The organism is Paenibacillus chondroitinus NBRC 15376, from assembly GCF_004000765.1.
GTDB lineage: Bacteria > Bacillota > Bacilli > Paenibacillales > NBRC-103111 > Paenibacillus_E > Paenibacillus_E chondroitinus.
In genome coordinates, this window is sequence record NZ_BILW01000017.1 from 102991 (window position 1) to 118721 (window position 15731).

Genomic DNA, 15731 nt, shown 5'->3' on the forward strand with positions numbered 1-15731 from the left:
AGAACAAGTACTTATTCAAAGAATCAACGTGTGTAAAGAATTCGTAGACGTTATACTAACTTACATCTCCGAGAAGGCAGATTCTATTCATATAATTACGGCAGAGGATATTGTTACTGCGGTTCATACCATAGGTCAGGTTGGATACGGAATTGCTTCATTTAAGGCTTGAGAAGGGAATTCTGGATAATAAGCTTAAAGTGTTAATGGATTAACAGGGTCTTCAAAACCTCTCAAGTTGAGAGGTTTTTTTTGTTCTTTTGCAATACTTTCAATATCAACTCTAGTATGTTAACGTAGAAAACAGATGTCTATGTAGGAAATATATGTATTTGCGTCATGCGGATGATATCCAAAACTAAATAATCTTTGAGGTGACAACATGAAGAATGTGCTCGCTATTTTGTTGTTAGGTTCTCTTCTTGCTATTAGTGGAACATTGGCCTACAACCTGTATGAGAAAATCACGGCCCAGCCAGTCTACGTAGGATCTGGACCACCTTCCTCCATACCTCCTGGTCAGAACGCCAATGAACCGGTAACGGGTATCGCCTCCAAGGATGGAGAGAATGGCGCGGCAACTGCCAGCATGCCAGCGACTGCATCGTCAGTGCCTGCCAAAGCGGATAAGCCTGGCGCCGCAGTAAAGGAAACGACGGTCAAAATGTCCGATAAAACATACAAATACATAGGTGAGGTAGTAAATGGTGTAGCGCATGGACAAGGGGCAGCGTACTACCCGAACGAACAAAAGCGTTACGAAGGTGAATTCGTAAACGGAAAAATAACTTTGGTTGGTAAAACATTTTTCGAAGACGGGAAGCTGCGCTCAGAAGGAAAAAAGGTGAATGGAGTCATTCAGGACATAGGCTACAATGAGGATGGCAGCGTGTATTCGGAAATGACACGTCCGGAGAATAATAAATTGGGGGATGCCAAAATTTATTCGCCCGAAGGTTATCTGCAATACGCTGGGCAGGTTACCTCAGATTCGGTCATTCCTGAAGGAACGGGAACTGAATATCATTCGAATGGAAAAACAAGATATACGGGAACGTTCAAGAACGGTCAATACAACGGAACGGGTACATTTATTTCCGACGATGAGCGGGATAAGTATGTAGGCCAGTTCACAACTGGAGCCATGTCAGGGAAAGGCAAGTTCTACGAATACGGAACGATTTATTATGATGGAGAGCATCAGGATGGTATTTATCAGGGTAAAGGCAAATTTTATATGAATGGAGCGATTGCATACGACGGCGATTTCGTGAATGGAAATGCCAACGGAACCGGCAAGATGTACGATAATGGCAAGCTTGTGTATGAAGGAGAAGTTGTAGACAATATTCCAACGGGCAACGGAACAAACCACTTGGGAAGTACCAACCTGAAGATCAGCATCACGATACGGAATCCTGGCGTGCAGCAGTCCCCCGGTGTATCTTCCTTTAATGTGCCTCAGGGAGTCCGTATTCCGACAAAGGGTGATATATTGAAGTAAGCGAATTTTTGGTCTTATACCAGTTTTCAACAAAATGAACTATCATTTGGATGTGAAATTGGTGAAAAAACCTCACTTAAACTAACAAAATGAGCCTAATCGAACTCAATGCGAATGTCAAAAAAACAGTAAAATCAAGGCTTCAGCGGACTGTAACGTCTCTGTAAAATTCGCTTTTCGACTCGTATATGGTGCATGTAGAATCGGTGGCCTCGTTAGTAAGTAATGGTATAGATGGAATATGTTGTTGGTATCACATATGAAAGTTTTGACCAATTAAAAGGGAGTAATATATGGACATTACACTAGATCCACCAATTGTTGCTGCTATAATAACGGGATTTGTAGCAGCAGTAGGTCTATTAATTCAATCATTTTTATCAATTTCCAAAAATGCGTATGATAAAAAAACAAATTTTGAAAAGACATTAATTGATAAACTTGAGAAAATCTATTCACCTCTTCATATGGCATTTAACATATCATCAGAACAGGAATACCTTATTAATGATCAAATAGAAGGATTAGTTAATAAGTACGGACATCTTCTATCTAGTAACCTTTTAGATGATATTAAAGAACTAATAAAAATAGAAAAGGATCAACAAAAAGTCATAAAATACTATCCCAAAACTAAATCTTCAGTCGAGTATCCCGAACTAAGGAGAAAGATAATTGAAATTACGAGAAAGGAATTCAGTGAATTGCAGAACGTCCATGATAAAAACTTCCATTCCTATAAAAAGAGAATAACTGTTTCTCTTCCAGATAAAATTGGGTTTTCAGTGATAAAACTTTGCATTGGACTTACTTTGCTAGTGTACCTATTCGTTATTTTCTGGTGGGTTTTCAGAAACAAGACTCTACAAGATGTGGCAATAGTCATTTTGGTGGTTCTTTTCACAATTGCATTAATAACAACAATAATTGGGGTAAGTTTTATAGTTTCAATCGTCTCAGAACAATTGATAGTTAGAACAGGGAAATTAAAACGTCAATTCAGAGAATATGACTATGTTCCTGTAACAGCAGAATATATGTGTAAAAAGTGTAGAACCGTTGATAGAAAAATTAAATACAGCATTTTTTCATACTGTACAAATCACCATAGTGCTTTTGAAACCTTCAAAGGTTTTTGGTTTAATTATAAGTGGAAGGTGGTACCTGAAAAACAGATACGAACACAATTAGATCAACGAGATCTTACTTTATGAGTACTAACACAACGGGATATAGTATGAAGGCGTCTTTGAGTTAGACTATAAGATAGTGAGAGCCATATTTTAAAAGTAAAAATTGTTTGCCGTTGAACACTTGAATTCTAATAAGCGCCGAGTGAAATCAGGCATTTGCCCTGATTTCGCTCGCCAGGGGAGAAGCTTTAAAGAACTCGGCTGGACCTTCAAATTTACCGACATTGGTCACGCGATATTACTATATCTCTGCTTTTATGTGCTCGAAATTGTATTGGTTCTATTCGTTCCACACTTAAGGTCTGAGCCCGAGAACATTGGATTCTTAAAAAGCAACATCACACTATTTTATTTTCTTTTCATTATTGTGAATCCTTTCTTTGAAGAGTTAATTGTTAGAGCATATGGAATAACCGAGTTTCTTCACTTTTTTAAAAAGGAAGAGATTGCTGTGCTTGCAAGTACGCTGATCCAAACTTCTTATCATTTGTACCAAGGTGCAGTACCCGCGATATTAAACGGATTACTATTTTTTATTTTCTCCATTTATTTCGCTAAAAAGAGGCGCATTATTCCTATCATTCTGGTTCATGGATTTTTGGATATCTATGCAATGTTTCAATTGCATGGAACGTGATGGAAGTGTACTTTGAGGGTCAGCTCGGCAAGTCGAAGGAGGATCAAATGGAATTAATTAATGTATGGTTCCCTCTAATCCTTGTTATGATAATATTCAACTTTATTATTAGGCTATTGATCCGCTATAAATTTAAGAGCATGACTCGGCGTTTTGAAAATACTTTAGTATGCGTTGGGTTGCTCCTTATCCTTTATTTCTACGTATGTTATGTATGCTATACATAATTCACATAACCCGGAATCTCCACATATAAAAATAGGTGAATCACACTTACTTCATTATGAGGAGAAGTCCATGATCGTAATCGAAGGCATCAACTATATAACCTTTGGGGAAGGTACGCTGTCTGAGCTGGAACTAGCCATTTTCCAAAAGAAGCAGGCCAGTCCTTATGAGTATCGGTATGACTCTATTCATGATTTGCTTTTTGAGCTGCACATGCGAACGCAGATTATGGAGTCGGCGAAGGAGCTGAGTGGAGCCGGTGTTTATTTTGCCGGATTCCAGAAAACGCTGTGCAACCCGATCTATTGGCATTTAACGAACGAGGGCAGGTTCCAGTTAAATCATGGAGTTAAGCCGCGAGACGCGATAAGGGATATTTTTGAAAATGGCGGTTCCTACGGGTTCGAGTGTTCGATGGCTGTCATCGTTGTTATGTATCATGCCCTATTACACTCCATAGACCCTGGTCAATTCGACCGTTTATTCGCGGGTCTTTTATTATTTGATTGGCATTCCAATGGCAAATTGAACCTCATCGACAGATTCGATAAGGAGGAGGCGGTGGTGGGGGATGTGCTTTATTTTGAAAATCCCGACGTTGAAGAGCTGCTTCCCTGGTGGAAGGGGGAGAATGTCGTGCTGCTGGAGAACGAGCTATATTATGGACATGGCCACGGACTCGGAATTGCATCTGGGGAAGAAGTCATTAATGTCCTAAATAAATACAGAATGCCTGGCAGTACAAAATCAGCATTTCTGACGGATCGTTATGTTCATCCGGATTTCTCCTACTTCTCAGAATTTCAACATCCTTTGCGGGAGAAGCCCCTTATTACGAAAATCGGAGACTGGATTCATGTCCGTAAGGCTGGGTTTTTCACGACTCTTGGTAAATGAGCCCATTTTCTATAGACATATATCCTAATGGCGAAACGATGCATAGGATGACGTATGCCTACTTCAGGAAGGGGAAAGAAAATGCCAAAAGACAGTCTGCGGGCGGAGGATAGCCTCCCTATTTATCAAGCTGGAACAAGAACAGAGAAACTCCCAAAAGCTCAACCGATTCAACCCGTTACACCAGCTCAGCCGCTTCAACCCATTCAACAAGCTCAGCCAGTTCAACCGATTCAACCAGTTCAACCCGTGCAACCAGCTCCGCAATGGTCCGGAGATAACCTCCCGATCTACCAACAACCTATCGTAGCGCCAGTAGGCCATGCTCCAACGCAAGCCCATCACGCACAAGCACAAGCTCAAGTTCACCATGCCCAGCCTCATCACGGTTACCATCCGCAGCATCATTATGCTTATCATCCACATCATGTTTATCATCCTATGCATCATATGGCTTACCATCCGCAGCATCACTACGTTGCCTATGTTGCACATCCCTACCATGCTTATATGCATCATCATCCCATGCACCACCTTCAACACCATGTTCAGCACCATCAACATACCGGACATCAAGGACAGCAACATCACACGGGCCAGCATCACAACACAGGGCAACATCACCAAACTTGGCAAAATCAACAACATTATACGTCTACACAAAATAATTAATACGGTCGCCGAATTCAAAATAGACCCTGGAGGCTTCATGCATCCGGGGTTTATTCCTGTTCGCTGATGATTTGTTACGACAATATTCGAGAAAATTGATATAATTATTGAGACTTTCACTTTCTTCCACTTTGCATAAAAGCTAGAATCTGATAGTATATAATAAAATACCGATGGATTTAGTAAGAATTAAAAGGAGGCACCTTTCCATGCAAAAACTGATGCTTGATTCTATACAAGAAATGACGCATCTGGATCAACTCGAAGCTGAAGCGATTTATATTATCCGAGAAGTAGCCGCGGAATGTGAAAATCCCGTGATGCTGTATTCGATCGGGAAGGATAGTTCCGTGATGCTGCATTTGGCGCTCAAAGCTTTTTATCCTGAAAAGCCGCCGTTTCCTTTCATGCACATTGATACAACGTGGAAGTTCAAAGAGATGATCGAGTTCCGCGATCGCAAAGCGAAAGAGTTCGGAATCAAGATGATCGTTCATTCCAATCAAGAGGGGATTGAACAAGGGATTAACCCTTTTGATCACGGTTCCGCGTATACGGACATCATGAAAACCCAAGCCCTGAAGCAGGGATTGGACAAGTACGGATTTACGGCTGCGTTCGGCGGCGGTAGACGTGACGAGGAGAAGTCGCGTGCGAAAGAGCGGATTTTCTCCTTCCGCAATAAGAACCATGCCTGGGATCCGAAGAACCAACGCCCGGAGATGTGGAAACTTTTTAACACAAGAATTAATAAAGGCGAAAGCATCCGCGTATTCCCAATATCCAACTGGACGGAAAAAGATATTTGGCAATACATTCGCAGAGAAAATATTGATATTGTGCCGCTCTATTTTGCCCAAGAAAGACCTGTTATCGAACGCGACGGGCATCTCATTATGGTCGATGATGATCGCATGAAGCTGGAGCCGCACGAGAAAATTGAAATGAAGAAGATGCGATTCCGCACATTGGGCTGCTATCCTCTTACTGGTGGGGCCGAGTCTGAGGCGGATACATTGGATACGATTATTGAAGAAACGCTTGGTGCGGTTTCATCCGAACGGACAACCCGGGTTATTGACCAGGAAGCGGCGGGAAGTATGGAAAGACGCAAACGGGAGGGTTATTTCTAATATGAAAAGTCTGCTTAAATTTATTACATGCGGAAGTGTGGACGACGGGAAATCCACTCTAATTGGGCATATGCTTTATGAGGCGAAGCTTTTGTTCGCCGATCAGGAGAAAGCGCTAGAACTCGACAGCAGACTTGGCAGCCGCGGCGGCAAAATTGACTACTCCTTGCTTCTTGACGGATTATTGGCTGAGCGTGAACAAGGGATAACGATTGACGTAGCCTACCGATATTTTACCACGGATCACCGATCCTTCATTGTAGCGGACACACCGGGGCACGAGGAATATACGCGTAACATGGCCGTAGGGGCGTCCTTTGCGGATCTTGCCGTCATTCTTGTGGATGCAACCAAAGGGATCATCACTCAAACCAAACGCCATACTCGTATTTGCGCACTTATGGGCATTAAGCATCTTGTTTTAGCTGTGAATAAAATGGATTTAGTTCATTTTGAACAAAAGATTTTTGAGCAGATTAAAGATGAGTTTTTCCAAACAGCTGGTGAATTTCAGTTCCAAAGCATAGAAGTGATCCCTGTTTCGGCAACAGAAGGGGATAACATTACGAAGAAATCACAACATACCCCTTGGTATGAGGGCCTTCCTTTATTATCTTACTTAGAAAATGTGGACGTTCTTGAAACGAATGACACGAAACAATTCATGATGCCGATCCAGCGTGTATGCCGACCGGACCATACGTTCCGCGGTTTCCAAGGCCAGATTGAGGCTGGCAGTATCGCGGTTGATGATGAGTTGACGATTCTGCCGAGTCATGAGAAGGCGAAAGTCAAACGTATCTTAGTGACAGACAAAGATAGGGATTCCGCCTATGTTGGACAACCTGTAACGATCCAGTTGGATCGTGAAGTCGACGTTTCTCGCGGCTGCGTATTCACGAAAGACAGTGAAATCAAAGAGGCTGATCGTTTTAGCGCGACGATTCTATGGATGGATGACTCCGTACTGACTCCGGGTAAAAATTATTTGGTCAAAGTAGGCACGAAAATCCTGCCAGGTACCGTGACGGCGATTAAGCATAAAATCGATATCAACACAGGAAACACGGTTCCAGCTGATCAAATTGTCAAAAATGAAGTGGCAAAATGTGAATTTTCCTTATCGGATGACATTGTTTTTGATTCTTTTGAACATTATAAAAGCATTGGCGGATTTATTCTGATCGATCGTGTAACCAACATGACATCCGCTTGCGGAGTCATCGAAGAGGCCCTGCAAAGCTCCGACAGCGTTGTAAGCTTAGATGCGGAAGTCACCAGAAACGTTCGTGCTGAGCAAAAAGGACAGAAGCCTTTGACCCTCTGGTTCAGCGGTTCGGTTTCGGATAACTTAGCTCTGGCGAAGGAAGTCGAGAAACGTTTGGTATCGACAGGCTACCATACGATGTTACTCGAGAATAGCCGCGGAGAATCGTCGCTACGAATCGCGGAAGTTGCCAAATTGATGAACGATGCCGGGCTTATCGCTTTGGTCGTGAACGAGAATGACAATGACCAGGCAACCGTGCGAGACATCATTGGGCAAGAGCTGATGGAAGTTGATTCAAGCAAGGATTCGGTTGAAGAGGCTGCGAGTGTTGTGAAGCGGGTTGTGCGGTTTTTAATTAATTCTTAGTGAAACGTGGAATAAAAAAGGTGAATTGAATCCCTACATCATCGTGCATTGTGATGATGTAGGGATATTTTATTTTTCGCGTGCATACTCTTTTCACATTTATCTGATAAGGATTTATTTCTCTGTAAAGATATGGTAGTATAAACAAGACAAAATGTTCTTTATTGAGAACAACTACGATATTAACACTGATTTAGCGGAGAGAATGCTATGCAACTAATCATCTTTTTTCTAGCAGTTCTAATATGCGTGATATTGACGCCAATTGCGAGAGTTATTGCAAAGAAACTAAATATTCTTGATTCCCCTAATACCGATTTGAAAAAGCACAGAGAACCCATTCCCTATTTAGGTGGAGTGGCAATTTTCGCTGCAATAGTCATCTCTATGGCTATCTTCGAAGGAGATTCAATCCTAATGTTAAACGATCAGCAACGCGGATTATTGTTAGGAACATTAATCATTTTATTAATCGGGCTAATCGATGACATGAAGGGAATGACTCCCAAGATTAAGTTAGTCTTACAATTGTTCGCGGCTTATATCGTTTGGTTTCATGGAATTAGCTTTTCACTGTTTGATCATTGGTACTTAAATATGGCACTGACATTGATATGGGTTGCAGGCCTTTCTAATGCTTTCAATTTAATCGATATCATGGACGGTCTCGCCGCGGGAATTGCTGCTATATGTTCTTTGTTTCTTGCGTTGTTACTTTTATTATCGGGAGATCCATTCCACAGCACCTTAATGATAGTTGTATCAGGATCTTGTCTGGGATTTCTTATTTTCAATTTTAAACCCGCCAAAATCTACTTGGGTGATACCGGAAGTTTACTGCTGGGTTTCTTACTTGCTTGTACGGTAGCAAATTGGGCCAAAGATCAGCAGCTTAATCATCATTTCATCGTACCGATATTAATTTTGGGGATACCGATTTTTGAATTGTTTTTTGTATCGATACTTCGGATAAAAGCCGGGAAGTCTCCGCTGTTAGGAAGTCCGGATCATTTTGCCTTGAGGCTTATTAGGATGGGATTTTCGGTCAAGAGAACGGTGGTTCTGACTTATGTTTGCTCTATCGCCTTTGGCGCTATTGGCTTCCTGATTTTATTTTTTCATAACTTTACATACAGTTTTGTGGCGCTCATTCTAGCGTTTGTATGCTTTGCTGCACATAGATTAAGCCAAGTAAAAATAAACAAAGCTTAACTTGAGGAGTCAGACCAGATGGCTAAAATGTTGTTCATCGTTCCTTATGCCAAGTGTTATTTGAATTTTTATTGGGATCTTATTGAATCGTTGGTGCAAGACGGGCATCATGTGACGGCGGTGGCTCCGGATACCGATGCGGAGAGCGCTTTGACTGCCATAGGTGTGAGGTTTATTCAGATTCCGATAAAAAATACAGGCATTAATCCGTTTTACGATATACGCAGTGTTTGCTATTTGACTCGAGTTTTACGGGAGGAGCGTCCCGATATCCTTTGCTGCTACTCAATTAAGCCTATACTTTATGGCTCTCTGGCTGCCCGGATGGCAAGAAGTAGAAGAGTCTTCGTTACGGTCACAGGCTTGGGCTATTTGTTTACAGAACGCAAATGGAAACAGCGGCTGCTGTTACCTCTTGTCACCTTTTTGTACCGCTTTGCTTTTCAACATTGTGAAAGGGCCTTCTTCGAGAACCCTGATGATTTACGTTTATTTAAACAGCTTGGCTTAATCGAGAGGAACAATACAACCATCGTGAATGGTTCAGGAGTTAATCTCGATAAATTTACAATGACAAGGAACCGCCCAGTTCAAAGCCAAGTCCCATTAACTTTTATACTAATCGCAAGAATTATTAAGGATAAAGGAATCTACGAATACATCGAGGCGGCGAGGATTTTAAAGGCTAAGTATCCGTCTGTAAAATTGTGCCTCTTAGGACCATTTGATTCGAATCCGAGTTCCATCAGCAAGACGCAGGTTGCGAAATGGATGGAAGAGGGAGTGGTCAACTATCTGGGGGAGGCAGCCGACGTTCGCCCTTATTTAAGAAATTCGAATATTTTCGTCCTACCTTCCTATCGCGAGGGCACCCCCAAATCCACACTGGAAGCCATGGCAATGGGACTGCCAATAATAACGACTGACGTACCTGGGTGCCGTGAGACAGTCATTCAAGATTTTAACGGACTGATAGTCCCTGTAAAAAATGGGGGAGCTCTTGCCGCAGCGATGGAACGTTTTATCTTGAACCCGCAAATGACAGAAGTCATGGGAGCAAATAGTAGAGAGCTGGCTGAGTCTAAATACGATGTCCACAAAGTAATCGGAAAAGTAAGAGACATGATACAGATTTAATTAAAAAGGGGAGACACATGTCCATGTACATAATTGGAGCTGGGGTGACCGGATTAGCTTTTGCGTCGGCATTGGGACGCGGAAAGGTGCTGGAGAGCGCTCCGGAGCTAGGGGGAAAAGCGTCTTCGTATCATGTTCATACATCTGTCGGCAAATTTACCTTCGATATCGGCGGACATTGGTTCCATCTTCAGAACGCACCGAAAGTTATGCAATTACTGGATGGCCTTCCTCTCGAGAAACATGTCCGACAAGCAGTCGTATATTGGGATAATAAGTGGTTTGATTTTCCAATTCAGCAGAGTTACAAGGCACATCCCGATCATTGTCTGGTCGATCAGATTGAATATGAATTAACTGCAATTGCCAACGAAGCAGCGACGAGGAGCCGTGGCTATCTGAATTATTCGGACATGCTGCTCCATTCTTATGGTCCTACTTTGTTTGAGTGTTTCTTCAGAGATTATAATGTGAAAATGTTTGGGGTGCCGAACTTATCTCAAATCCAAATCGGCCAATATGAAGAGGTCAGAAATGTTCGTACGAATCAGAGCATTGAGGGGTATAATCATTATTTTTACTATCCGAGAGGTGAATTGGGAGCTTCAGCTATTCCTTTGCATTTGGCCCAAAACAAGCAAATTCAATTTAATTCCCACGTCCAATCGATAAATTTACATCAACAAACCATGAGCATAAATAATCAAACGTCTCCTTGGAAAACCATTGTATCAACGATGCCTCTGCCTAAATTGATTGATATAATTACCGATGTTGATCCTGATATTGTCTATTTGTCCCAACAATTGCAATCGAGCAAAGGGTTCATTCTCAACTTAGGCGTTAAGAGAAATCCAATGCATGCCAACAAAAGCTGGATTTACATACCTGATCTTAAGTACCGTTTTTACAGAATCGGATTCTATAGTAACGTTGAGTCTAGAATGGCACCAGAAGGCTACAGTTCTATGTATGTAGAATGCTCACCGCTGTATTTTCAGAACCAACAAGAGGCTATGAACTTAATTCCGCATATTATACAGGACCTTATGGATATCGGTATGATTGAGGATGAGAGGGATATCCTTACCTTGAGGCCAATTTACTTGGAACATAATTATTGTTTGCCGAATAGTGAAGTAACTGCTCATATCCAAGGCTATTTGCGGCGGCATGGTATTTACAGCATTGGCAGGTACGGAAGTTGGCATTGGTCCAGTCAGCACGAAGATATGCAGCAGGCCATTACTTTAGCTGAAGAGTTGGACGCAGTATCCAATTTTAGAGATATGTTAGGGGTTCGATAGAGCCTTAGTAAAATAAATCCTTCTGTCATAGTGGCAGTGGGATTTTTTTTGCTCAAATAGTTAAAATGGAAAACTTTTGCATCATCGTAATACTTTCGCCATGTTCGTTATTTGGGAAATAAGCGAAGATAGAACCTGCAAGGATTACATTGTTTCTTGCACGAACGGTCGTAACGAGGCGGGGATATCGCGATATCCCGCAGTGCTGTGCATCATATGCTACGGTATCCTGTACGATCGGATCGGTAAGGAACCATTATTAGGGGTTCGATTCCCCACTCGCATAGTGAGCGATTCTGGTAGAACAAAGACACTCGACTTCCCATCGAGCGATGAAAACTCAATTAGACCTGTTAGCGGGAATCCCCAGCCTCCTTCAGGTAGGCACTGATGAAGCAGCTTTGCAGCCTGTGGATACCGGATGAGAAAAAAAGTACAAGACCACGTAATGGCAAGATGAGTGAGCGCGGGCTGGAATGGAAGCCGACATCACCATCAGAAAGTTTCGTGCGCAGGTACCGATTTTCCAACCTTAAGCTGGCTCCGCTTCCGACTCAGGGGGATTTCCTCATAAAGGGTCACACCACACCGTAAATTTCCCATGAAATGAGGAGATAGATATGTTTAAAAAAGTGATCGTTAAGGCTGACGAACGAGGATTATTGTTTAAGAAAGGCAGTTATGTGAAGCACTTACAGCCAGGTGCTCATCGATTAGCTCCATTTTCAGATGATGAAATTGTGTTGTTGAATGTCACTAAACCATTTGTCGTACAGGGAAAGGATCTGAACTTATTTCTTCAGGATGCACGGTTGCTTGAGGAGATTACTGTGATCAATGTTCAGGATCATGAGTACGTGCTTCACTATGAGGATGGAAAATTCGTGTCGCTACTGACAGCCGGTAAATACGCTTTCTGGAATGTGCTGAAGAAGCACGACTTTACCCGAGTTGATATTCGACAACCAGAGGTTGGTGCAGACATAGATAGAGCTATATTTGCGAAAGTTGCAGGATATCTTTATGTTTCGGAAGTGGCCAGCCACGAGACAGGGATGCTTTTTTATAACAACGTCATGCAGAAGGAGCTTGCCCCAGGAAAATATTACTTCTGGAAGGGACCGGTAATCGCCTCAATAAAAACCGTGGATTTACGGCAGCAGCAGCTGGATATGACCGGTCAGGAAATGATGACGGAAGACAAGGTAACGCTTCGCTTAAATTTCGTTTGCCAGTACAAGATTATCAATCCGCTGCGCGCACTGGAGATCAAAGCTTTCGAGGATCAGATTTATATTCTGTTGCAGCTTATTCTGCGTGAATACGTCGGGACATTGAAGCTTGATGATCTGTTGCGGATGAAGCAAGAAATAGCGGCATTCGTGCTGTCGCGTCTGAACGAGAAGAGTGAGGATTACGGGGTTAAATTCTTTTCCGCCGGTGTAAAAGATATTATTCTGCCTGGGGATATCAAAGAGATACTAAACACAGTGCTGTTAGCAGAGAAGAAAGCTCAAGCAAACTTGATTACCCGTCGTGAGGAAACGGCTTCTACCCGCAGTCTGCTTAATACAGCTAAGTTGATGGACGAGAATCAGACTCTATTCCGCTTGAAGGAGCTTGAATTTCTCGAGAAAATTTGCGATAAAATTGGGACGATTTCGCTCACTGGCAGAGACAATCTGCTGGAACAGCTGAATTCGCTTGTTGGGGGAGCTAAGTAAAAAGGGAGTATAAGCGGCTAGGGAGGCTTAGAGGCTTGAAGAGTTGTTCCGCTCTGAGCAGAAAGAATTATATGAAAAAGGTGATGAAACGATGGTTATATATCTAAGTAAAATCGCGCGACCTCTCTGGGAAGGCAAAACCTCCATTTATTCATTTATTAAGGAGCAAGGTGAAACCGCAGCAGGGGCCCTGCCGGATGACGAAGAATTTTGGTCCGGAAGTAAGTTGAGATGGGTAGCGGGCGGCCTGGATGGTGCTTTCGGGCACCATGCGGGGCCAGGCCAGATGACGGAAGAGACGCGCGAGTTAGTCCACCTTCTGGCGAAGCAATCAAGAAAGCCGAAGAGTTCAATTAGAAAGACGCTCTATGCTACTCTTGTGAAGACAGATATTGGTAGCAAGATTGATTTCATTTTAGAAGAGCTGCGTAAACAGCCGGGCATACAGCCAGATGCCTTATTCCAAGAGGCAAGATGGCTCGCCGAAAATGGAGCACACCGGAATGTCGTTAAGCTCGGAATTGCGCTGCTGGGTCTTTTCCAGAACGAGAATGTGAGGGATCTGCTTCTGACATTGGGGAGGCACGAAGAATTTACACTATATGCTGCGGTTGCGATTCAGAATGGCATGGAGGATAGTAACCAGGTTCTATTTGAACTAGCTAAGCACGTCCATGGGTGGGGGAAAATCAACCTCGTCGAGAGGCTCGAGCCAGCAACTGAGGAGATCAAAGATTGGCTGCTGCGCCAAGGCTGTCAAAACAGCGTCATGAACGAATATTTAGCCTGTATTTGTGCGAGGAATGGCGGTTTGCAGGAGGCGCTTTCAGCCAATTCGGTAGATAGCGCATTGTTTGATGGGGCGACGGATATCGTGGAAGCGTTATTGAACGGCGGACCAGCAGAGGATATCTACGATTACGAGTATGGTCCGCAGGTCGTGTCCGATTACGTGAGGCTCGCCCGGGAGATGGGCTCATCTGCTAAGCATTTGTCTGTCGTATGGAGCATTCGCGACTTCTTGGATCAGGATGAAAAGAATTGGTCTGAGCGGATGTCGGAGGGATGGACAGAACAGGTGAAAATTAATAATAGGGATGCATGCGAATTAATAATTACCGATGCCAAGTGGGTAAGCATTATCATGGACGCAGTTAGCAGCGGCAACTCATCGGATCGATACTACGGTGCAGCATGTGCGGATAAACTTGGCGTGGATATTTGGGAAACGCTGTATGGCCAGCTTGCTGCAGATCCGCTGCAGGATTTTCATTACTTTCAGCTCATGAAATCGAGTGATCCTAACCGTATCCGGCAAGTGGTTCAGTTCGCCACTGAACACCTTCCTCTTCAGCACATTGCTGCCGGTCCCGGCGATGAGATGGGGTTTGGCCAGGAATATGTGGCACATCGGAATTTGGATACTGTTTTGCAGAGTTTGGATCAGCATGAAGGGATCGGTGTTGAATTGATCTTGACGGGTCTGAACAGTCCTGTAACCAGAAATCGAAACATGGCGATCAAAGCGTTAGAGGGATGGCATGTTACCGCCTGGGATGAGCGGCTTATTCATGCGGTTAATCATTTGTCGGAGATAGAACCTGATGACTCTGTCAAAGAACGGATTCAAAAGCTTCGAGAGGATAAACGGTTTTAAGCTGCTCAAAGCATAAAAAGTATAGATGGCTACCGTTGTTTTGCGTATGCCGAACGAAACCTCTACATCCATGTGGTGTAGAGATTTTTTATTTTGAAACCAAAAATACCCATTTTTTAATCATTAAGACAACCCCCACCCAAATACATATAAGGGCATAGCATTATTTGGAGCCTGAAACGCCTTGGCTTTGTTTGAGGAGGTGGAGTGGGAAAATGCAAACATTCCAAAGGGGGGCAGAATCTTTTCATGATCAAATGATTACATAAAAATGTGAATAAGATTGAAAAAAGGGTAACCGTTTTATTGATTCAAGTTGGTGAATATGAAGGAGGAAGATACATGGAGTGGTATTCAAAGGTGTTGAAAAACTACGTTGGATTTTCAGGTAGGGCTCAACGCAAGGAGTACTGGATGTTTGTGCTTTTTAATCTAATTATCTCCATCATCCTTGCCATTTTGGAATCCTTATTGGGGATTACAAATGTTTTGACTGGCCTTTACTCACTTGCGGTTCTATTGCCGTCCTTGGCCGTTGCATTCCGGAGGCTTCATGATACCGGGAGAAGTGGCTGGTGGATTTTGATTGGTTTAATTCCACTTATCGGAGCTATTATTCTTATCGTATTTTACTGCCAAGATAGTGATCCTAATGAGAACCAATATGGTCCTAATCCTAAGTAGTTAGCTGGAGCAGTGGCTTAGAACAGAGCCCCATCCTAAATAGGTGGGGTTTATTTGGCGTTAGCTTATTTTGAAATATACCAGTGTTGTTTTAAAAAATTAGATCGTAA

The 15731-nt window shown here is 42.9% G+C and carries 13 protein-coding genes; all 13 read left to right on the forward strand.

From position 1 onward, the window contains the following. Positions 1 to 382: 382 nt before the first annotated feature. Entirely contained in the window at positions 383 to 1504 is a 1122-nt protein-coding gene (locus PCH02S_RS19580) for an MORN repeat-containing protein (RefSeq protein ID WP_127455628.1), read from the forward strand. Between the two features lie 293 nt (positions 1505 to 1797). Continuing rightward, complete coding sequence (locus tag PCH02S_RS19585) at positions 1798 to 2718, forward strand: hypothetical protein (protein ID WP_127455629.1); 921 nt, start codon at positions 1798 to 1800, stop codon at positions 2716 to 2718. Positions 2719 to 2956: 238 nt separating this feature from the next. Next, the gene (locus PCH02S_RS37000; protein ID WP_407670102.1) at positions 2957 to 3334 is read left to right on the forward strand and encodes a CPBP family intramembrane glutamic endopeptidase; all 378 of its coding nucleotides are present in this window, start codon (positions 2957 to 2959) and stop codon (positions 3332 to 3334) included. A gap of 297 nt (positions 3335 to 3631) precedes the next feature. After that, a complete protein-coding gene (locus PCH02S_RS19595; protein WP_127455631.1) occupies positions 3632 to 4459 on the forward strand; it encodes a protein-glutamine gamma-glutamyltransferase in 828 nt (275 codons plus the stop codon). A gap of 81 nt (positions 4460 to 4540) precedes the next feature. After that, positions 4541 to 5131 (forward strand): hypothetical protein, encoded by a 591-nt coding sequence (locus PCH02S_RS19600; protein ID WP_127455632.1) that lies wholly within the window; start codon positions 4541 to 4543, stop codon positions 5129 to 5131. Positions 5132 to 5340: 209 nt separating this feature from the next. Continuing rightward, positions 5341 to 6264: a sulfate adenylyltransferase subunit CysD gene (cysD, locus tag PCH02S_RS19605; protein ID WP_127455633.1), complete on the forward strand. Its 924-nt coding sequence runs from the start codon at positions 5341 to 5343 to the stop codon at positions 6262 to 6264. 1 nt (position 6265) lies between these two features. Then, a complete protein-coding gene (locus PCH02S_RS19610; protein ID WP_127455634.1) occupies positions 6266 to 7900 on the forward strand; it encodes a GTP-binding protein in 1635 nt (544 codons plus the stop codon). 210 nt (positions 7901 to 8110) lie between these two features. Further along, a complete protein-coding gene (locus PCH02S_RS19615) occupies positions 8111 to 9112 on the forward strand; it encodes a glycosyltransferase family 4 protein (protein ID WP_127455635.1) in 1002 nt (333 codons plus the stop codon). Between the two features lie 18 nt (positions 9113 to 9130). Next, positions 9131 to 10249, forward strand: coding sequence for a glycosyltransferase family 4 protein (locus PCH02S_RS19620; RefSeq protein WP_127455636.1), 1119 nt, complete (start codon positions 9131 to 9133; stop codon positions 10247 to 10249). Positions 10250 to 10272: 23 nt separating this feature from the next. Beyond that, entirely contained in the window at positions 10273 to 11556 is a 1284-nt protein-coding gene (locus PCH02S_RS19625) for a protoporphyrinogen/coproporphyrinogen oxidase (protein WP_164819634.1), read from the forward strand. 620 nt (positions 11557 to 12176) lie between these two features. Continuing rightward, on the forward strand, positions 12177 to 13280 hold the full coding sequence (locus PCH02S_RS19630) for a slipin family protein (protein WP_127455638.1): 1104 nt from the start codon (positions 12177 to 12179) through the stop codon (positions 13278 to 13280). A 91-nt stretch (positions 13281 to 13371) separates the two neighbouring features. Further along, complete coding sequence (locus PCH02S_RS19635; protein ID WP_127455639.1) at positions 13372 to 14937, forward strand: limonene hydroxylase; 1566 nt, start codon at positions 13372 to 13374, stop codon at positions 14935 to 14937. Between the two features lie 342 nt (positions 14938 to 15279). Beyond that, positions 15280 to 15621 (forward strand): DUF805 domain-containing protein, encoded by a 342-nt coding sequence (locus PCH02S_RS19640; RefSeq protein ID WP_127455640.1) that lies wholly within the window; start codon positions 15280 to 15282, stop codon positions 15619 to 15621. Positions 15622 to 15731: the final 110 nt, after the last annotated feature.

Coding starts and splice junctions, on each gene's coding strand:
- PCH02S_RS19585 (WP_127455629.1), top strand. CDS start 1,798: ATGGACATTACACTAGATCCACCAATTGTTGCTGCTATAATAACGGGA.
- PCH02S_RS19635 (WP_127455639.1), top strand. CDS start 13,372: ATGGTTATATATCTAAGTAAAATCGCGCGACCTCTCTGGGAAGGCAAA.
- PCH02S_RS19620 (WP_127455636.1), top strand. CDS start 9,131: ATGGCTAAAATGTTGTTCATCGTTCCTTATGCCAAGTGTTATTTGAAT.
- PCH02S_RS19610 (WP_127455634.1), top strand. CDS start 6,266: ATGAAAAGTCTGCTTAAATTTATTACATGCGGAAGTGTGGACGACGGG.
- PCH02S_RS19595 (WP_127455631.1), top strand. CDS start 3,632: ATGATCGTAATCGAAGGCATCAACTATATAACCTTTGGGGAAGGTACG.
- PCH02S_RS19630 (WP_127455638.1), top strand. CDS start 12,177: ATGTTTAAAAAAGTGATCGTTAAGGCTGACGAACGAGGATTATTGTTT.
- PCH02S_RS19625 (WP_164819634.1), top strand. CDS start 10,273: ATGTACATAATTGGAGCTGGGGTGACCGGATTAGCTTTTGCGTCGGCA.
- PCH02S_RS19600 (WP_127455632.1), top strand. CDS start 4,541: ATGCCAAAAGACAGTCTGCGGGCGGAGGATAGCCTCCCTATTTATCAA.
- PCH02S_RS19640 (WP_127455640.1), top strand. CDS start 15,280: ATGGAGTGGTATTCAAAGGTGTTGAAAAACTACGTTGGATTTTCAGGT.
- PCH02S_RS19615 (WP_127455635.1), top strand. CDS start 8,111: ATGCAACTAATCATCTTTTTTCTAGCAGTTCTAATATGCGTGATATTG.
- cysD (WP_127455633.1), top strand. CDS start 5,341: ATGCAAAAACTGATGCTTGATTCTATACAAGAAATGACGCATCTGGAT.
- PCH02S_RS19580 (WP_127455628.1), top strand. CDS start 383: ATGAAGAATGTGCTCGCTATTTTGTTGTTAGGTTCTCTTCTTGCTATT.